The 20,625-nt window shown below is 35.5% G+C and carries 17 protein-coding genes, 1 tRNA gene and 1 pseudogene; 5 read left to right on the top strand and 14 right to left on the bottom strand.

Annotated elements, in window-relative coordinates; all coding sequences use genetic code 11:
* Window positions 1-20 precede the first annotated feature (20 nt).
* The 7 genes from QMN76_RS10465 to QMN76_RS10435 form a co-directional block, all read right to left on the bottom strand.
* Complete coding sequence (locus QMN76_RS10465) at window positions 21-896, bottom strand: hypothetical protein (protein WP_282024369.1); 876 nt, start codon at window positions 894-896, stop codon at window positions 21-23.
* A 122-nt stretch (window positions 897-1,018) separates the two neighbouring features.
* Complete coding sequence (ahcY, locus tag QMN76_RS10460; RefSeq protein ID WP_282024368.1) at window positions 1,019-2,317, bottom strand: adenosylhomocysteinase; 1,299 nt, start codon at window positions 2,315-2,317, stop codon at window positions 1,019-1,021.
* Between the two features lie 268 nt (window positions 2,318-2,585).
* Window positions 2,586-2,759: an SEL1-like repeat protein gene (locus tag QMN76_RS10455; RefSeq protein WP_282024366.1), complete on the bottom strand. Its 174-nt coding sequence runs from the start codon at window positions 2,757-2,759 to the stop codon at window positions 2,586-2,588.
* A gap of 538 nt (window positions 2,760-3,297) precedes the next feature.
* On the bottom strand, window positions 3,298-5,964 hold the full coding sequence (locus tag QMN76_RS10450; protein ID WP_282066018.1) for a Hint domain-containing protein: 2,667 nt from the start codon (window positions 5,962-5,964) through the stop codon (window positions 3,298-3,300).
* Window positions 5,965-6,214: 250 nt separating this feature from the next.
* Window positions 6,215-7,630 (bottom strand): DNA repair protein RadA, encoded by a 1,416-nt coding sequence (gene radA / locus QMN76_RS10445; protein WP_282024362.1) that lies wholly within the window; start codon window positions 7,628-7,630, stop codon window positions 6,215-6,217.
* A 9-nt stretch (window positions 7,631-7,639) separates the two neighbouring features.
* Window positions 7,640-8,437, bottom strand: a complete 798-nt coding sequence (locus QMN76_RS10440) for an ABC transporter ATP-binding protein (RefSeq protein ID WP_282024360.1) — start codon at window positions 8,435-8,437, stop codon at window positions 7,640-7,642.
* Window positions 8,434-9,180, bottom strand: a complete 747-nt coding sequence (locus QMN76_RS10435) for an MlaE family ABC transporter permease (RefSeq protein WP_152534214.1) — start codon at window positions 9,178-9,180, stop codon at window positions 8,434-8,436. The genes QMN76_RS10440 and QMN76_RS10435 overlap by 4 nt, the downstream gene beginning before the upstream one ends.
* A 412-nt stretch (window positions 9,181-9,592) precedes the next feature.
* Between QMN76_RS10435 and QMN76_RS10430 the strand changes: the two genes are divergently transcribed.
* A complete protein-coding gene (locus tag QMN76_RS10430; RefSeq protein ID WP_034340988.1) occupies window positions 9,593-10,912 on the top strand; it encodes a UDP-glucose dehydrogenase family protein in 1,320 nt (439 codons plus the stop codon).
* Here QMN76_RS10430 and QMN76_RS10425 read toward each other — a convergent pair whose 3' ends face one another.
* Together QMN76_RS10425 and QMN76_RS10420 are read right to left on the bottom strand one after the other, a co-directional pair.
* A complete protein-coding gene (locus QMN76_RS10425) occupies window positions 10,913-11,908 on the bottom strand; it encodes a methyltransferase domain-containing protein (RefSeq protein WP_282024359.1) in 996 nt (331 codons plus the stop codon).
* Between the two features lie 107 nt (window positions 11,909-12,015).
* Window positions 12,016-13,392: an NAD-dependent succinate-semialdehyde dehydrogenase gene (locus QMN76_RS10420; RefSeq protein WP_282024357.1), complete on the bottom strand. Its 1,377-nt coding sequence runs from the start codon at window positions 13,390-13,392 to the stop codon at window positions 12,016-12,018.
* Between the two features lie 290 nt (window positions 13,393-13,682).
* Between QMN76_RS10420 and QMN76_RS10415 the strand changes: the two genes are divergently transcribed.
* The 3 genes from QMN76_RS10415 to QMN76_RS10405 all read left to right on the top strand — a co-directional run bounded on the left by QMN76_RS10415 (window position 13,683) and on the right by QMN76_RS10405 (window position 15,384).
* Window positions 13,683-14,570 carry a ribokinase gene (locus tag QMN76_RS10415; protein WP_282024355.1) on the top strand — a complete coding sequence of 296 codons (888 nt, stop codon included), beginning with the start codon at window positions 13,683-13,685 and terminating at the stop codon, window positions 14,568-14,570.
* A gap of 48 nt (window positions 14,571-14,618) precedes the next feature.
* On the top strand, window positions 14,619-15,236 hold the full coding sequence (locus tag QMN76_RS10410) for a trimeric intracellular cation channel family protein (protein ID WP_034340951.1): 618 nt from the start codon (window positions 14,619-14,621) through the stop codon (window positions 15,234-15,236).
* A 71-nt stretch (window positions 15,237-15,307) separates the two neighbouring features.
* A tRNA-Arg gene (locus QMN76_RS10405) sits at window positions 15,308-15,384 on the top strand.
* A gap of 416 nt (window positions 15,385-15,800) precedes the next feature.
* On the opposite strand, the gene QMN76_RS10400 is transcribed toward QMN76_RS10405, so the two are convergent.
* Both QMN76_RS10400 and QMN76_RS10395 read right to left on the bottom strand, forming a co-directional pair.
* The gene (locus tag QMN76_RS10400; RefSeq protein WP_051462120.1) at window positions 15,801-15,992 is read right to left on the bottom strand and encodes a hypothetical protein; all 192 of its coding nucleotides are present in this window, start codon (window positions 15,990-15,992) and stop codon (window positions 15,801-15,803) included.
* Window positions 15,977-16,249 carry a hypothetical protein gene (locus QMN76_RS10395; RefSeq protein WP_282024351.1) on the bottom strand — a complete coding sequence of 91 codons (273 nt, stop codon included), beginning with the start codon at window positions 16,247-16,249 and terminating at the stop codon, window positions 15,977-15,979. Before QMN76_RS10395 ends, QMN76_RS10400 begins: the two co-directional genes overlap by 16 nt.
* A gap of 484 nt (window positions 16,250-16,733) precedes the next feature.
* Here QMN76_RS10395 and QMN76_RS10390 point away from each other — a divergent pair.
* A pseudogene (locus tag QMN76_RS10390) lies at window positions 16,734-17,021 on the top strand (MAE_28990/MAE_18760 family HEPN-like nuclease); the annotation flags it as partial.
* On the opposite strand, the gene QMN76_RS10385 reads toward QMN76_RS10390, so the two are convergent.
* From QMN76_RS10385 to QMN76_RS10375, 3 genes are all read right to left on the bottom strand, one after another.
* Complete coding sequence (locus QMN76_RS10385) at window positions 16,998-18,017, bottom strand: DNA cytosine methyltransferase (protein ID WP_034340956.1); 1,020 nt, start codon at window positions 18,015-18,017, stop codon at window positions 16,998-17,000. The pseudogene QMN76_RS10390 and the gene QMN76_RS10385 overlap by 24 nt on opposite strands.
* 591 nt (window positions 18,018-18,608) lie before the next feature.
* On the bottom strand, window positions 18,609-20,015 hold the full coding sequence (locus tag QMN76_RS10380) for a phosphatidylinositol-specific phospholipase C (RefSeq protein ID WP_282024349.1): 1,407 nt from the start codon (window positions 20,013-20,015) through the stop codon (window positions 18,609-18,611).
* A 351-nt stretch (window positions 20,016-20,366) separates the two neighbouring features.
* A partial coding sequence (locus QMN76_RS10375; protein WP_282066017.1) for a phage portal protein occupies window positions 20,367-20,625 on the bottom strand: 259 nt, incomplete at its 5' end.

The following is a 20,625-nucleotide window of genomic DNA, read 5'->3' as shown; positions in this document are numbered from 1 at the left end:
AATTCTATGGTGCGTTTATTTTAATGATAACTATTATTTAATTCTTTAGCCTCACACTTAACTCTCCAGCTTAAATAGTTTTTAACATGAGAAAAAACAAATTCTTTTGCTTCACTTAAACTAAAATCATCATCTTGTTTCTTAGCTGTTGCGTTAGGTTTATATCCATGTCTGGAACTTAACCCTAATATACTAAAATTATTAGCAGGTCTTGTTAATCTGTCTCTATTCTTTTTAATATCTAAACATTTTATTATTTTATCTTTTTTACCTTTTTCCTCCTTCAAATAAGGATAACTACTTTGAATTTTCACTATATCGTCTAAAGATTCATAAATTCGATATAAATTGACCCAATCAATTTCGAGAGCACAAATCTTTAATAATATATAAATGTCATCATATTTATTGGATAAATAAAGTAAAAAGTTAAAAAAATTATTTGTTAATCTAAAATAATCAGCTTTAGCATCAATATTTTTATCATATATTTCTCGCAAATAGTAGATTGGAACATTATACATATCTAACGTAAAACTATTCACTGTAAAATTATGAGTAGTATCTATTAACTCAAAATTATAACTCTCTAAATAGTCAGCCCTACTTGGCATCTTCCATTCAGTTATTTTTGAAACATCAAAATCATTAACTAAATATCTATCTTTGTCAAAGATTTTAGAATATCCCAAAAACAATGACAATAACTCTTTAGCAATTAAAATAGCATCACTTTCATAAGTATCCTGCAATAAACTGCTATACATTCTATAATCATCACGATTACAATCTAAATAATCATTAGGTTTATTATAAATTCCAAATACACTACACTCTGTTGATGGATTATATTGCATAGAATAGTGCCTTGGTAATCCTATTTCATAATTACCCATTTCGTTTTCCTTGGTTAGAAATATTTAATTATTCTATGATAACTATACATCTTTCAAAATAAAAAAGCGCACTATCAAATATAAGTGCGCTTTTATTAACTCTATTAACTAAAAATATTTAATTAATAACGATACATTTCTGGTTTGAATGGACCTTGAACTTCCACACCGATATAATCAGCTTGCTCTTTATTTAATTTAGAAAGTGCAGCACCGACTTTATCCAAATGTAAAGCAGCTACTTTTTCATCTAAAGCCTTTGGTAATGTATAAACTTTAGGCTCATACTTACCAGCAGGTGCATTCCAAAGCTCGATTTGAGCCAAGGTTTGATTTGTGAAAGAAGCAGACATCACAAAAGATGGATGGCCTGTAGCATTTCCAAGGTTTACTAAGCGACCTTCTGACAACAAGATAATACGGTTACCATCTGGGAATACGATTTCATCGACTTGAGGTTTAATATTATCCCATGTGAAGTTACGTAATTTACCGACTTGAATTTCAGAATCAAAATGTCCGATATTACAAACAATCGCACGATTTTTCATCGCACGCATATGATCTAAGGTAATGATATCAATGTTACCTGTACATGTTACGAAGATATCACCACGAGGGGCAGCATCTTCCATAGTAACAACTTCGTAACCTTCCATCGCTGCTTGTAATGCACAGATTGGATCAACTTCGGTCACCAATACGCGACAACCTGCGTTACGAAGACTGGCAGCAGATCCTTTACCTACGTCACCAAAACCAGCAACAACAGCAACTTTACCAGACATCATCACATCGGTTCCGCGACGGATCGCATCAACCAAGCTTTCACGACAGCCATAAAGATTATCAAATTTAGATTTGGTTACACTATCATTAACGTTAAATGCAGGAACCAATAATTGACCTTTTTTAGCCATTGCATGTAAACGATGAACGCCTGTGGTGGTTTCCTCTGAAAGACCACGAACATCTTTTAACATTTCTGGATATTTTTCATGCATCAAAATAGTTAAATCACCACCATCGTCCAAAATCATATTTGGAACCCAGCCATTTGGGCCGTGGACGGTTTGTTCAATACACCACATAAACTCTTCTTCATTCATGCCTTTCCATGCGAACACAGGCACCCCAGCAGCAGCCATTGCAGCAGCAGCTTGATCTTGAGTAGAGAAGATATTACAAGAAGACCAGCGGACTTCAGCACCAAGGTCAATCAAGGTTTCGATAAGAACTGCGGTTTGAATAGTCATATGTAAACAACCCGCAATGCGCGCACCTTTCAGAATATTTTTACCTTTATATTCTTCACGCAGAGCCATCAGGCCTGGCATTTCGCCTTCGGCAATAGAAACTTCTTTGCGTCCCCATTCAGCCAATAAAATATCTTTTACTTTATAATCGTGCTGTGCACTCATTGTTTTACGTCTTTCCGATGATGATCAAATGAAATTGAGTTCGTGTATTAATAGGATATAATTGAGAATAGATCAATCTTACTAACTTATAAACGCCCTTCTTTATCAAAATAAGCTATTACTAATAATGATCTATCATTACTTAATTATCAACGAAGACCACATTTTAATGCTTTAGTTTTTCATATAATTCACAAGCTTTTTGCATTTTATTTAAACACGCTTGCTTAAAATATATTTTAGCTTTTATTGTATCTTTTGAGACACCTTAACCTGAATAATACATTGCTCCAATGATAAACTGAGCGTCAGCATGATTTTGTTTGGCAGCTTTCATAAACCACTCTAAGACTTTTATATAATTTTTACTATTGAGATATATTGTTCCAAGCTCATATTGAGCCTGAGCTTTTCCTTGACTTGCTTTTTGCTCTAAAGCCAAGACATTTATTCTTCCACTTCAAATTGAGAAACCAAATCCGTAATATGCAGAATCTCTAGCAAACGCAGACCTTTAGGGGCAGATAGCTTTATATTTCCCTTAACGACACGTTTAGATAAAATAATCTCATCAAATCCTAAAATCCTAATTTATGGGCTTTCTTTACCCGAAGATCCGCTTGAGGAACTTGCCTGATCTCACCAGACAATCCAATTTAACCAAACAAACCTAGAGAAGCTGGTTGGTGTAGACCAATACAGCTGCCACTACTAAATCAGCCGCAGGTTCGCTAATCTTAACCCTCCAGCCATATTCAAATACACATCAACGCTATTAAATCCTAAAGAACGCCTATTTCTGAAATCGCCAGAACATATTTAAACTCGTGCTACCCTATGCAATATTAAAAATATTAACTTTGTCTGGCTACTTGGCTAGTAATGAATAAGGAATATTACAGCCTTTTACTTTGTGTTAAATATCAATAAAAAAGGCCGTATATTAAATATATACGGCCTTTTTCAAGAAAGTTTATTAATTAGGAAGCTTTTTTAAATAAGAAATCATATTTAACTGTTTTCTTAAAGTATTTAGGTAATGTAGAAATAACCTGAACGCGTAATGTGTATTTCTGATCAACACTTACATCAACATTCAATGGCAAATAGGCACATCCTTTGGTCCATCGATATTGTACACCTTGACCTTCCAAATCATACCAACCAACTTCTTTGCCATTAGACAAATGATGGTCAATATTCACTTTACGGCCATCAGCAGAGATCATTTGGATACATCCTACTGCGATCCCCAATTCACGACGGTCATCAACAAAACTACCGTAAACATCTTCTGGGCTTGCAACATAAGACATAATGCTGACAAAGTCCGTTGGTTTATCCAAAACAAATGTATAAACTTGGTCTTGTACATCAACAGGATAGATTTCTTGTCCATTATCTATACACAAGTAAATATTGGGTTGTATATCATCATCACGTGTTTCCACTGGTGCTGCAACATTCATATCAACTGCACGTTGATTGATGCGATTCCAGATCGGTTCAACAAAAGATACATTTGTGCAAAGATCGGCAACAGCCTCAGAATACCATTTTTGTGCATTTTTCAAAGGCATAACATTATCACATCCTTCAAATGTATATCTATTACCCGTGTCTAGATAACTTTCAACTGCAACATTCTCAGCAAAAATCACTTGATGTGCAGCACATTCAACATGCCAAATCGTATAAGATGTGGTTTCAAAATCATAAACAATGCTTCTACCATTGACCAACATACGTGCAGGAACTAATTTATCTTCTAAATATAAACAATGTTCTCCAGTTACTCGCAAATCTCTTGAGGGAACATTATCAGCTAAAGCATCCTTCTTAATTAAAACCAAGAAATCTTCTTTTCTACTGGAAGTGCCTGTTTCCTTTGTTTTATGTCCAACCCAACTGACCGCTCGAGCCCCGCCCTTGGTTTTGACCAAGTCTCCCCTTCGGAGGGCTTCAACTGCTTTCACACCATCAATAGTTTGAATTAATGTACCTTGATTAAAACAAACTGAAAGATAATAAGCTACTCCACCAGATCCATCTGTTGTTTGAACTATGTTTACTTGTCCTTGCATGTCCACATTCAAATTAATAATGGCTGTTTCACCGGCATCATTCTTAAAATTAAGTTGAATATATGGACTGTGTCCATTATCCGTACCGTTTAATTGATTGAAAAATACAACAGTATCAAGTTGGAAACCATTCAAGTTTTCTAATAAAAAACGTCCATGGTCTTTATCCATCCCTTGGATGTCTAAAAGATAAGTAATCTCTTTACCACCTTTAAGGGTTGAATTACCAAGAGTTAACGTAGAACTGGAATCTCCGTCCGCAAAGTTAACCGTCGAGTTAAAAATACCCCACGTTGAGTTCTGCGTTGTAGCATTATCGCTATTAAGGACGGTTCCAGTGTTACCATTCTTATTAACTGTAGGATTCGAACTTACATAATTATAATTACGGGAAGTAGGAACCATCACATCTTGACCGATATTAAGAGAACCACCCTTGCCAATATTAAAAGTTGTAAAATTAACAGAAGCATAAGGACCCGTGATATTAAAAGCCGATCCTTCTCCTATGTTAACAGTAGTAGCATCCGGAAACTTAGTTTGATCATAGCCTGATGTTGAACCCATCATCTTACCAGAAAAATTAACCGTTCCGTTGATGCCAGTATCCCACGTCTTCAAGTTCATATTAAAATAAGGATCAACATTAACAGTTACGTTGCTAACACCTTCGTTAAAAATAAACTGATTGTTACTATTCCATGAATTAGCATTGAATAATCCAGTGTTCGATTGGGAATTCCAAGCATCGGAATGAAGACTTTGGAAATTAATTGTACTGCCTGTACCAGCATAGATAATATTTGAATCCGCAGCAGTATATGTCTCACCAAAGGTAAGGGTATTATTCTCCCCCAAATAAAAAGTATTATTACTATAAGAGGGCTTTGTGGTACCTGGTGTCGAGTTACCAGCCACAGCATAACCTAACGTATCCGTTCCAGGACTTAAATTAACATCAACATTATTACCAAAGGTAAATGTATTTCCTGAAAATTGGTATCCATTTAAATACCCAGCACCCTTTGCATCAAGGTAAGATGTATCAAGCACAAGTGAAAGCTTTGAATTATCGCCAAGAGTTACATTATTATTAAGGAAACCCTGCGCATTCGCACCTATGGCTAACCCAGAGCTGCTATTATAATATTCGGTAAGTTGGATTGTAGACCCAGCTGCCAAATTAAACGTATTTCCAGTCAGTTTCATAAACTCACCAAAAACAAGGGAAACAGGCTGACCAGAAAAACTAAAAGTACTATTAGTTATTTGTTGTGGATTCTGTGTCTGTGCACCCGTACCCCACCCTTTAAACACCAACTTGAACTGTGTAGTAACACCACTGGCATAATCAAAAGTTAATTGATCAATAACAGATGCAACACCACTCGGTGAAGGAACAAGATTATACTCTGTATCCTCTGCTATACTAACATTCGATGTTGGAAGATTTCCATCAGGGTACACTGCACCATTTGATTTATTGGTATTAAATACACTATCATCAACAGGGAAATCGGTGCTATCTAACGCAACTGCAAAATTTTCTTCTTTTTCAGACATATATATACCTATTTTTAAAATAAAAACTTAAACTAATTAACATCTTATTATTTATTATTATCATTTTATTATTTATTATTATAATGGGTTACTAATGTTTCAAGCTATCATTTATAAATCCCACGCAATTAATCGAGAACTAGCGTGAAAAGCACATATAGTCAATTAAATTTTCTATCTATAATTGATTTTTTATGAAAGATATATAGTTTTTACTACTTTAGATTGTATCGATATCGTTTTTAAAAACTTATTTCGACGCTTCTATTCCTTGTTTATCAATAAATTGAGAAACCAAATCCGTAATATGCCCAGTTTCTACCAATCGCAATCCTTTAGGCGTTGATAGTTTTGTATTTCCTCTAGCAATACGTTTAGGCAAAATAATCTCATCAAAACCTAATTTATGCGCTTCTTTGACGCGAAGATCTGCTTGAGGAACTTGGCGGACTTCACCAGACAATCCAATCTCACCGAAAAAAACAGAACCAGGAGAAGTCGGTTGTCGTGTAAGGGCTGAAACTAATGCTGCTGCAACGGCTAAATCAGCTGCGGGTTCACTGATACGCAAACCACCTGCCATGTTTAAATACACATCAACACTATTAAACCGCAAAGCACATCGTGTTTCCAAAATAGCTAACAACATATTTAAACGCGTACCGTCCCACCCTATAACGGTGCGTCTAGGTGCTGAATCTCCGGCTTTAGGAGCCAATAAAGCTTGTACTTCTAATAAAACAGGGCGTGTTCCTTCAAGTCCCGCAAAAACGGCTGAGCCTGCAATATTTCCATGACGTTCTGCAAGGAATAGAGCCGATGGGTTAGAAACCTCAACCAGCCCCTCACCTGTCATAGAAAAAACACCAATCTCATCCGTTGCACCAAAACGATTTTTAGCAGCTCTTAAAATACGGAATTGATGTCCACGATCCCCTTCAAAATAGAGAACCGCATCGACCATATGTTCTAATACTCTGGGGCCTGCTAAAGATCCTTCTTTGGTCACATGCCCTACAAATATCAAGGAAAATTCTTTTTTCTTGGCTAAACGAATAAGCTCAAAAGCGGAAGCCCTTACTTGGCTGACTGTTCCAGGGGCTCCATTAATACTATCCAGCCACATCGTTTGAATTGAATCAATAATCACCAAGCTAATATTTTGCTCTGTTTCTAGAGTAGCTAAAATATCCGATACATTAATACAAGCTGCCAGTTCGATATTTTTGCGTTGTTCGCTATCTTCTAGCCCCAGACGATTAGCACGCATTCTGATCTGATTAATTGACTCTTCACCAGAAATATAAAGAACACGCCGACCTTGTTTGGATAAAGCACACGCAGCTTGTAATAACAAAGTCGATTTACCAATCCCGGGATCGCCACCAACCAAACCAACTGATGATTGAACCAACCCACCACCTAAAACTCGATCAAGTTCTGCAATCCCAACCTCTTGCCGAGGTGGTGGGGCACTATCACCATCTAATCCAGCAAAAACAATCTTTTGCCCACGTTGATGATCAATAACAGATAAAGGCGTTGCTTGGACTTGTTCTTCCTCAATCGTATTCCATTCACCACAAGCGTCACAACGCCCCATCCATTTTGAATAAACAGAACCACAACTTTGGCAAACAAATTGTTTAATTGGCTTTTTCGCCACTAAGAACCTCTATTTTATCTTTGTTTCAACCTTAATAGGCCCTTGACGTAAACCATGCGTAAACTGATGCACATAAGGATTATTCGTCGTTAATAACTCATTGGCTTTTCCTTGCCAAATAAGTTCCCCTTTGTACAACATAGCCGCATGATCCCCAATACGCTGTGCAGATGCCATATCATGCGTGATTGCAATCGCTGTCGAGCCTAATTGATCCACGCAACTTTTTATCAGTTCATCAATAACAGCACCCATAATAGGGTCTAATCCTGTTGTTGGTTCATCAAAAAAAATAATTTCTGGTTTTGAAGCAATCGCCCTGGCCAAACCAACTCGTTTTTGCATCCCACCTGATAATTCATCAGGATACAAATATCCAACAATATCGGGATCTAACCCAACCAACTCTAGGACGCGACAGGCTGTATCATAGGCTTCATTACGACTAACTTTTGATTTATTCTTGCGATGACCATATAACAAAGCAAATGCTACATTCTGCCAAATAGGTAAACTGTCAAACAATGCTGCATTTTGAAACAACATTCCCATTTGTTGTAACTTTTCATTACGCTGTGCAGAGGACAAATCAAAAATATTTTGTCCATCAATTTCAATACTGCCACTATCTGGAACCATTAATCCCAAAATACACCGTAATAAAACAGATTTCCCACTACCAGACCCTCCTATAATTACAAAAGAAGTGCCTGCTTCAACATCCATACTGACATCACGCAAAACGTGATTACTGCCAAATGATTTAGATAAATTACGAATACGTATTTTGGGAACAGATTGGGTCATTTTGAAAAGAAAATATCCGTTAATAAATAATCAAAAACTAAGAGCAAAATAGATGCTGCAACCACAGCAGCCGTTGTTGACGCCCCAACACCTTGTGCACCCCCTTTGCTGCGATACCCATGATAACATCCCATTAACGCGATTAAAAAGCCAAATACGCCTGCCTTAACCAGCCCAATCGTAATATCCATTGGTTTAACAGCGTTGAAAGTTGCCATAATATATCCTTGGGGTGTGAACCCCAGCTTCATGATAGAAACAGTAAATCCACCCAAGACCCCTAAAATATCGGCAATAATCACCAAAAAAGGTAGCGCAATCGTTGCAGCTAACAAACGAGGAGCAACTAGATATTTAATTGGATTTGTTGATAATGTTCGCAAAGCATCAATCTGATTGGTAACCTGCATCGTGCCAATTTCTGCCGCCATCGCAGCACCAACACGTCCAGCCACCATCAATCCAGCCAAAACAGGCCCCAATTCACGAGTCACTGCCAGAACAACAATACTAGCAATTGCACTATCTACATGATATTGCGCCATCCCAGTATAAGATTGCAACGCAATCACCCCTCCTGAGAAAAGCGCTGTTAATGCGACAACAGGTAGTGATAAATATCCAATATTAATCATACTGCCGACAAAAATGCGCCAATAAAATGGAGGAGAAAAAATAGCTAGAACACCTTGTAACGCAAATAAGGCCAAAGCACCTGCCTCTTGGATGCCATTCAAAACCATGCGCCCCAACAAAGCAATCCATAACAAAGGTTTACTCAATTGTCGTATCACACTACACAACCTTTATGATAATTATTCTTTTTGTTAAATAGCACCAATGCGGTAACTGCTTTCATAGTTAACTTATGTCTTAAAAGACTTAACATGATAATTGTAAATCGCATATTACCTATTTTGTTAAGCTGTTACAAAATAAATATTATCGCAAGATTACAAAAAACAAAAATATTTCTTGGATTTATGAAATAATACTTGTCTTGTCATCCATTAGATATAAATAGCCGACTTGTATGATCTTTTTTCATTTAACCTACCATATTATTAATATTTTTCTTTACCGAACCTTAAATCACGATATATTTTATTTTATAAACCTTTAAACCATACTAGGAGAGTAATTGTGCGTATAGCAATGATTGGTGGAGGATATGTCGGTTTGGTCTCAGCAACATGTTTTGCTGAATTTGGATTAAACGTTAACGTTGTAGAAACTAACCCTGATCGCCTTAATGCTTTAAAAAAAGGTAAAATTCCGATATATGAACCTGGTTTGGATATCCTCGTCAATAACAATATTAAAGCAAATCGTTTAAAATTCTTTGATAAAATAGAAGAAGCAATTCCTGAATGTGAAGCGATTTTCATTGCTGTTGGAACCCCACCTCGTAATGGAGATGGTCACGCGGATATGACGTATGTTCATCAAGCCGCATTACAAATTGCTACGCACTTAAAGCAATATGCAGTTATTGTTACAAAATCAACTGTTCCTGTGGGGACGAGCCGCCGTATCGCACAAATTATCAGACAAAAAAATCCTGACCTTGAATTTGATGTAGCCTCAAATCCTGAATTTTTACGTGAAGGCGATGCAATTAAAGATTGTATGAATCCTGATCGTGTAATTATTGGCATTGAAAAAGATAAAGAAGACCAAGGTAAAAAAGCTCAAGATGTTATGATACGCCTTTACCAACCTTTATTTCAACGTGAGACACCTATTCTATTTACCAATTTAGAAAGTGCTGAACTTGCGAAATATGCCTCTAATTGTTTCCTTGCAATGAAACTCTCTTACGTCAACGAACTAGCAGATTTATGTGAGCAAGTTGGAGGAAATATCGAGGATATCACCAAAGGTATGGGACTGGACCCTCGTATTGGAAAATATTTTTTACAGCCAGGTCCTGGTTTTGGAGGATCTTGTTTTCCAAAAGATACTCTTGCTTTGATTCGTATTGCCCAAGAAGCAGGCAGCCCTGTTCGTATGATTGAAATGGCCGCCCAGGCTAATGATGCTAGAAAAACCAGTATGAGTGGACGTATTATTCAACTCTGTGAAGGCAACGTTAACAATAAAACCATTGCTATTTTAGGGCTAACCTTTAAACCTGATACCGATGATATGCGCGAGTCCTCATCTTTACCTATTATTCATCGCTTAGTAGAGGAAGGCGCAATTATCAAAGCCTTTGATCCTATTGGTAATGACAAAGCAAAACCTTTACTACCTCGTTCTGTACAATATTGTAATAGTATCCAAGATGCAGCAACTGATGCTGATGCTTTGGTTATTTTAACCGAATGGAATGAATTCCGTTCTTTATCAACTAACAATCTAAAAAGTTGGATGAAACAACCTCTAGTGATTGATTTGCGTAATATTTACAACCCTAGAGTTATGAAAGATCAAGGAATTCAATATCACTCCGTGGGTAGACCTCAAAAATAACTAGCGCTTTAATCTCTTCATTATCGCGCGTAACGGAGCTGTTATGCGCCATGATGAAGATGCATACATTGAATTAAGTTCTTCTCTTAATTGAATATTTTCTTGTTTGAACAACTCAATAGTTTCTTGTGTTAAGTTATCATAAGAAACTGTTGCTTTTTTAGTTTGTATGTATAAATCTTCCCAACTTGCAACACGCTTTTCCGTATCCATCTCTGGTGTCAAGTAAACTATAAATTCATAAGTATTAGGAGGATCAATATCATGCCATCCAGCACAAGCCATTTTAATCAAATTATTTTTTGATAAAATAATCATAAAGCGAGCTAATAAGTTTAAATGTAATACCCAGCAATGAACATCTTCATAATGATTAGGGTTAAGCGTTCTTTCCCCCCATTCTAAAACTTCTGAAAACGGAAATTGACTGGGCAAATCTGAAGCATCAAAATCTTTGATATAACGACGATGCATATCTTGCACTAATTGATCATCGACTTTATTTAAAGCAAAATCTAATACTAAATGCGTCTCTGGGCAGTACGATTTTTTCATCCATGCAGCAAGCAAATCAGAAAGCCTGCTCTCTTGTCTTTTCATATCGAAAGAATAACGACCATCTGGCAAGGCAAGACGTAACTGACCATTTGGAGTTAAAACATCACCGATTTGATTAATCCAGCCTATCAAATTAGGTACATGCTCTCCTACATGAGAAGCTATCACATAATCAAATGAACCTTTTACACATTCTTTCAAAGGTTGATGATTATCCCAAACATAATCCACTTCTACTAAACGTTCAAAATTAAATTTTTTATCCCATGAAAATTGTTTTTTCAAATTTTCCGTTGACAAATGATCTGCATAAAAAATATTTCCATCCTGACGACGCAAGACTGGATCAACCAAAGCACCAATTTCTAAACAACGATCTTGGCCAAATGCAATCCCACAACGCAAAAATTGATGTCGTTTTTCAACAAAAGAGACCATAATTTTGAAAACCATCTATTTAATAAAAAAGAAGGATTGGTTTTATTACCAATCCTTCTTTAAAACTTACCGTCTGATATTTAATTACACAAGTATATAATTAAATATTAGCCTTTGTTTTCAATATAAATCAATTTACGATTTACAAATTCCATAATGCCTTCTTTTGAAAGCTCACGACCATAACCAGAGTGTTTTACGCCACCGAATGGAAGGTCTGGACTTGTCCATGTTGGACGGTTAATAAAGACCATCCCTGTATCAATTTGACTTGCAACTTTTTGTGCGCGTTCAATATTATTAGAGAATACAGTTCCGCCCAATCCAAACTCTGAATCATTCGCAAGAGCAATAGCTGCTTTTTCATCAGGAACTGTAAAGAACATAATAACAGGCCCGAAGAATTCTCTGTAAAATACAGGGTTTTCTTTGGTAATATTTGTTAAAATGGTTGCTTCCATAAATGCACCTGGCATATCTGGACGTTTACCACCAACAACAGCTTTCGCACCATGTTTAATAGCAGTTGCTGTTAATTCAGCAATTTCTTTTGCTGCTTCTTCAGAAGATAATGGTCCAAGTGTTGTGCTGCGATCCATTGGATCCCCAGCTTTTAAATTAGATAGACATTCTGTTAATTGTTTTAACAATTTATCTGCAACAGATTCAACAACAATGAAACGTTTTGCGGCAACACAACATTGTCCTGTGTTGTTCATACGTCCCCAGATACCCCATTTACAGGCTTTATCTAAATCTGCATCTTCCAGAACGATGAAAGCATCACTGCCACCCAATTCCATAGTAGATTTTTTCAAAGCTTTACCAGCTTCACCAGCAACAGAAGCACCTGCTTTTTCACTGCCTGTTACTGCTACACCACGAATACGACGATCGTGAATAATTGCAGCAATATGTTTTGAATCTACGAATAGATTTGTATATGCACCTTTTGGCGCACCTGCATCTAACATTAATTGTTCGAATGCTTCAGCACATTGAGGAACGATAGAAGCATGTTTTACCATCACAACGTTACCAGCCATAAGATTTGTAGCTGCTACACGTACTAATTGGTAATATGGAAAGTTCCAAGGCTCAACGCATAAAATGATCCCAATAGAATCATGTTCAACATATGCTTTTCTACCATCTTTTGGTTTTAATATTTCAGGAGCTAGGAATTCTTCTGCATTATCAGCATAATAATCAAAAATATCAGCTGTTAAATCGACTTCACCCTCAGCATCAGAAATTAATTTGCCCATTTCCAAAGTAACAAGGCCTGCAAATTTTGCTTTATTTTCACGCATAATGGTTGCAGCTTTTTTCATCACTGCACGACGTGTTGCAAAATCAGTTTTACGCCATTCTTTATAACAAGCATCTGCTTGATCAATTTTTGCAGTAACTTCTTGTTCTGTTAATGATGTAAAAGATTTGACTTCTTTGTTTGTGAAAGGATTAACCGTTTTATAAGCCATTCGGTACTATAACTCCATAAAAGTTGTTTAAAATGATCATACTTTGCTAAAACATAATTAATAGCACCAATATAATCCTGTTTATTAATATACGTCAAATTAAAGAAATTTCAAATAAATTCGTTATATTTATTTCAAACATAACATGATATTCCTTTATTTTAAGTAAAATTATTTTTACCTACTGGACAGATAAGTTCGAATATATTCATATAAAATTACTTATAATGCCTTTATTAAGCTAAAATTGAATTTTAATAATATTTTTATTTCTTGCAAAGGATTTTAACATGAATCACATTCTTGTTATCGGCAGCCTTAACGCTGATTTGGAAACTGATGTTGATCGTTTCCCTCAACCAGGAGAAACCTTATTAGGAGGCCCTTTGCATGTTAGCTGCGGTGGGAAGGGAAATAATCAAGCTGTTGCTGCTGCGAAACTGGGTGCAAAAGTCACTATGCTAGGGGCGTTGGGACAAGATAATTTTGGTGATATGCTTTTTAAGAACCTTCAGGCACATCATATTAATACGGATCATGTTTTAATTCGAAAAGACAAACCTTCTGCTACAGCCTTGATTACACGTTCTCAAAATGAAAATCATATTATTGTAACGGATGGAGCTAATAACACAATTACGCCTCAAGATATTATTCATGCTACCTCACTCATTGAAAAAAACGATATTATTTTACTGCAACAAGAAATTCCACTTGATGCACAGATTAAAGCCATTAAAATTGCACATAATCTTAATAAAATTATCGTACTTAACCCTGCGCCTATGCGCCCTTTACCAAAAGAAGTTACTGACAAAATAAGTTATCTTTTGCCTAACGAGCATGAAATTATTGCGCTTGGCAATGATAAATTTAATACTCCAGAAGATATTATCATGAACTCCCCCCCCCCTATTATTATGACATGGGGCAGCAAAGGCGTTCTATTTAAAAACAAAAATCAACAATTAGAGCATTTACCTGCTTATTCAGTCAAAGTAGTTGACAGCACAGGTGCAGGAGATACTTTTTGTGGCGCTTTTTGTTGTTTTTTACATCTTGGTGTCGAAGGGGCAATAAAAAAAGCACTGCAAGCTTCTGCTTTATCTGTCACCCGCTCTGGGGCTCAAGGGGGAATGCCTACGTTACAAGAACTTGAAAGTTCTGATCTGTTTTAAACAAACAAGCATTCTAGTTTGCACTTTTAATAAAGCTTTAAAACCAATATGAATTATGACTTTTTCCACTATGTCGATTTAATAGGAACCTTTGCTTTTGCCATCAGTGGTGCATTAGCTGCTATTAATCGTAATCTTGACATTTTTGGTGTCTTTGTCATTTCCTTTCTTACCGCCTGTGGTGGAGGGGTTATTCGTGATATTTGTATTGGTTCTTTTCCTCCTGTAGGTTTGGTTAATATAGAATATTTAGTGATCGTTATTTTATCAATTTTTTTATGTGCTTTTTTTCAAAGATTGTTACTGAGGCTTAATCATCCAACCTTATTTTTCGATGCTATCGGCCTTGGATTTTTTGCCTCATTTGGAGCTCATAAAGCCTATTTCTTTACTGGAAGTAGCGAGCTTGCCATTTTACTAGGGGTTGTTACTGCTGTTGGTGGGGGAGTACTAAGAGACACCTTAACCACAACCATTCCCTCTGTATTAACCAAAGAAATTTATGCTTCTGCTGCTATTAGTGGCGCGATTATTCAGCTACTTGGAGAGAAAAATATTATCAGCCCTGCACTTGCTCCTTGGCTTGCTATTTTAATCTGCAGCTCTATTCGTTTATTATCCTTAAGATTTAAATGGAATTTACCTTCGATTAAACAAGTTCAATAAACCGCTTGCATGATCCTTATATTTTTTCTAAAAGGAAATATTACCGTCTTAAACGGTTTTAACAGTATAATGGACCCGTAGCTCAGCTGGATAGAGCGTCGCCCTCCGAAGGCGAAGGTCGTGAGTTCGAATCTCGTCGGGTCCGCCATTAAAAATCGCAGTATTCTCTTATATCCTATACAATCGAAACGTTGATAATAAGAGGTAAAAGTTGATAAAAATTAATAAATTTACACCAACTTTTACACCAAAATTAATGTATCGAATCACCTATTTTAACCTTAAGGCGATAAGAACGTTCTAACGAAGCTGAAAATAACTAATAATCAATTCATAACTTTGTTTTTTTATTGCAAGAATATTTAATCTAAACAATTTCAAAAATAAAATTCATAGAAAAATTCTCTTATCTCTGGCACATTATTTATAAACAAGATAAAGAAAAAGCAGATCTTGGCTAGCCACTATAAATAAATATAAAGTTTGTATTGATTGGTTTTAAGCATCAATCGCCTGCTGGAAACGGTCTTTTTTGCTACTGGATCAGCTTTATCAAGAGTTGTATTAATATTTCTTATGAAACTGGGTCATTCCAGTAGCATCACTAGCCAATGGTAAGGCTTCACTAACACGTAAATAAAACACACGACACATAGCCGCAGCAAAGAAAATATTGCCCGTTATTACCTCTGGTTTGGGTATACCATTATTATCTGTATTGAAAGCTCCTGCAATATTCTTTAATAACGCAGCCAAGTGACTGCGCTTGGAGTGCTTAAGAAATTCTTCCATACATCATTATAAGTCGTCAGCTCCATTTGCATCACACCCACAGCTGGGCCATTACCAAGTTGCTTTGAATAAGTATACCCCCTTGCATACCCTTCGGGCAAAAAAGTGCTAGTGACCTGGTTAATGGCGCGAGAACCACCAAGCCCCAAATGATTCAAAGCTGGGGTTAAAATTTCATATTTTAGGTGTGGAATATAAATCCCATCTGTGATGTTAGACATGTTGATTTCCTAAGTTGATTTTTAATGAAAATTTTGAAGTGTTATTTTTCTCTGTAATTAGGTTTTTCGGTAAACCGTAAAAAACCTATTTTTGTAATGTTATAAAAACTAATTTTCCAGATGTAGGGAAAGATAATACCCTTTTCACGGATTGACGAAAATGAAAGGAAAGCCCTACTTAACTAGCATTTTCTTTTGTGCATTACATTTTGGGCATAAAAAACCATTTCAACGGATGAAAAATAATTTATTTCTACCTTTATACGTACCCAAAGTTTTTGAAAAAACTAACTAGTGCTATTTATATATAGTAGTAGAATTGCCAAATAATTTAAATTTGATTAGCATAAAGTTTATAGATTTTTTATTGGGGATCATTATGCCACAATCAAGCAATGAAAATATAAGTAATATTCTGGCTCAAAAAAAATGCTTTTTTTCCAATCATAACCAAAGGGTATGATAAAAAAAACTATTTAATGGTAATATAGATTGCAAGTTAATAGACGATATGGCTCAAAAAAAATTAGGTATTGAAATTAAACCATACAAAAATAAATCATACGAGCGCAAACATATTCTTCAAATAAAAAATATACGAAATGATCTTGCTCATGGCAACCAAGCTTTTAACGAAGCGAGCTCAGGATTGGCATTGAATGAGTTACCAGAACTCCTTGTATCCACCACTCAATTACTTAACAGCTTGTTTTCAAGTATTGATTCTTACCTTCAAAATGAATATTATTTAGAGAATGTTCCTAAAAGATAATCCTATAACCTCTCCTAAACGTACAGGCACTGCATTACCAATCATTCTCCCAACTTTTCTAAAATTTACTGCTTTGGATAATTCTGTAAATTTATAACAATCTGGGAATGTTTGAAATAAAGCTGCTTCTCTAAGACTAATAGCTCTATCTTGATCAGGGTGTCCAAATCGACCATTTCCAAACCCATAACATAAAGTTGTCATTGTTGGAGCTGGCTTGTCCCATTCCATTCGTCCATAAACAGAAGTATAAGTTTTACCAGATTTTTTTTTATGGCATTCTGCACGCAGACTAACAGGCCAGTCCATCCACGTTCCCCCTGGTTTTGAATACATGATGCGTTGTAGATTTTTTTCATCTAGTTTCGAAGATTTATGAAGTGAATCCTTTAAAGAAGTTTGACCAGCAAGTAACGGTTCTAGTTTTGATATTGTGTTACGAACAGTCACAGGTTTACCATGAGTAGGCGGAATTAACTCCACCTTTCCAATCTTAGAGGCAAGTAACACGTGACGACTACGTGTCTGCGGAATACCATAATTTAAACAAGACACTTCCTCTGCTGAAATCATATAACCAAGATTTTCTAATTGAGCTATAAAATCTTGATAAACTTTATGTTTTACAATATTAGGAACATTTTCCATTGTTACCAATTCAGGTTCGATCTCTTTAATTAATCTTGAAAAATGATAAAGTAATGGCCATTTTTGGTCAGTAGTAGTGTCTTTCCCCAAATTATAAGTAGAAAACGGTTGGCAAGGTGCACAACCCGCTAAAAGCCTAATACTACCTTTTGAATACCAAGACGCGATTTCTGTAGCTATTACTCCTGCTACATCTTTATTTATGAACGGAACCCGATTATTAAACTCATAAGCAAAACGACACTCATCAGCTATATCATAACCTGCCTTTACATTGATACCAGACCTAATTAAACCAGCTGTGAGCCCCCCAGCTCCACAAAATAGATCTACAGCTTCGATTTTCATTAATAAATTTTAACCTATTATAATTTTTATTATTCAAAACTAAAGAGCTATTGTTAAAAGGTATGACCTTTTGAATCCTATAACATAAGAATAATTATATACACTCAAAAAATAAGAAAAAAATTGATAAATTATGCTTGGTTTTTTATAATTGAACACAATTCTTTCCTAGAAAATTCTATCAATACTACAAAATAAAGTCAACTTTCTTAAGCCATCTTTTTTGTATAAACTAAATTCACTGCCATATATTTTACATGAAAATTATTCTGATTATAATTCATATATAAAAAATATCTATTATTACCCCCCGCCATGTTCTAAGCAATACACAAATTGCACGGATAACGAACGACATCGGGATACTAATTGCCACAACTGATATTACCCAAGGATCATGAAACTTTATACATTCCACATTACTTTTCTACCTCTGGAAAAATTAATTTTCTTGACGACAACACATTTAATACCTTTATCGGCGCGCACCTAGGAACCTCTAAAAACCTTACAAACCAACACCACCTTTGACTGGTTCGCATAATTCTGAAGTAGAAAGCCACCCGTCATGGGTGGCTTCTTGCAAATTATTTATTTAAAATTTCTGTTAATAATTTGATCAACCGTTGAATCCAAACTAGGATTTTCTGGAAAATCTATAATAATTGTTCCTAAAAATGCTTGCAAATTATTACCCATGTAAGAAGAAAGCTTCGGATTAATTCGCTCTGCAATCCCTCGAGGGGTATCTCCAGAGAAAACATTACCAGCGTTCAAGCTAATTGCAGCACTCGTATAATTAATAAACCACTGGCGTTGGTTCATATTTTTATTTTTTGACTGACTCAAGAGTCTATCTATAGCGGACCATTTATTATTTACATTTGAAAAATCATATTCATCCTGAATTTCTACAGTTCCATTGCCAACATCAACAGAAAAAGTCGCATTATCTTCATAAGGAGTATTAACACCACATACTATTCTATTATCATCAATATCAAAGCGACGTATCACAACAATTTTTCCACGCACATCTTTTAATCGAGGAATAGTATTTTCTAAATAAAATAAATTTGGGTTACTCTTTTGATATTCTGCAATATAATACTTAAATGTATCATAAAAAGTCCGTCCTGATGTATTACCCTCTTCAGTATGCTCTTTTTTGACTTGCATCAAAATCGTTTCTGTTGGGTTATTTTTTAGAAATTTTATACAGTCATTTAATACATTATCAAAATTTAAATTCAGATATACTATCCCATGATGGATAGTAAAACGGTCTGCAATATGACGACACCGTATATCTAAATAACGTATGCCTGCATGTAATTGACTTAAAATATCTAAAGATTGAGTTTTTACAAAACCAAAAGCTTCTGCATCTCCTGCAGTATAAGTGCATGTATCGTGCGTTCCTGGAATATTTAATTGATCTATATATTTATCATCAGCAATATCCTTCATCCATATTCTATTAATAGATATTTCTGTAACAAACACAGTACTGACATCATTACCACCACGCTGACATGTAAGCTGCACAGATTTATCTGCACTTAACATTTTTACTTGATTATCACCAATACGCTCACAATTTTTGCCACCGAACCACCAATTGTTAGAAGAACCAGACTTACCTTGAGCCAAAACAACATCACTAAATTGGTAATTTTTAGTTTCCTTACTACTTTGAATAGTCAGCTCAAGTGTTCCAATAAAGGCAAAATTTAAACTGCCTGCAGCATGACCAAAAGTTGTATTTTTGGCAGTGTCTACTTGACTATTGAACCAATTTGCAACAGCGCCAGACCCTTTTCGTCCAACTCTAAAGCGAAATCTACCATCACTTCCACAGGTAAGAACCGATCCTTTTTGAACATCACTTGGTTGCCCACCAGTGACACTACTACCTGTTACTATGTATTTACCACTGACAATGTTATAACCAGAAGGAAGATTGAAATACACATCATTATCTCTAATTGTAGCCATAATATTAATCTCTTTTTTATTGAATAAAAACTATTTTTTATAATTATAAATTATATTAAATTTGTTGTTTTAAATATTTAACAACATTTATATTATATCAGTACTTTAATGTAACAACAAATTTATTGAAATTACTTTCTTATTAATAGTTTTATTAATACTATCAAAGCGCGAATGACGAGAAGCTGAAATACATATAGCCATGGCTGGTATTACCCACGTGTCATGCAGCCTGATCCATTCCACATTACCTTCCCACCACCAACGCAGGATTTCAAAGAGATTCTTAATTTTTCTCTATCCCCCTCAATATTCTGGAAAGCACGTAGAGATTGATTGCCGAAAAACACCCTATGTAATCAGACTAAAATGCCATTGCCCATAAACTGAAATATTCAATGTTCCCCAAATAAGCAAAGAGGAAACAAGGAACGCATTTAAAACCGCTGCGTCCATTTCTGTTTGATCATATTTAATAATCATTTTCAGGCGTTGAATGATCGGGGTTAAAATCCCAGCCCCACCTCGATGTTCGTCTGCACGTTGTGTTTCAAAATAATGAACAACCTTTGGCCTGCCCCAATCAGTTTCTTTTTCAATATAGTTCCAC

It is taken from the genome of Commensalibacter papalotli (ex Botero et al. 2024) (assembly GCF_947179115.1).
Classification (GTDB): domain Bacteria; phylum Pseudomonadota; class Alphaproteobacteria; order Acetobacterales; family Acetobacteraceae; genus Commensalibacter; species Commensalibacter papalotli.
The sequence above is the reverse complement of the archived record's forward strand: the minus strand, read 5'-3'. Positions and strand labels throughout refer to the sequence as shown.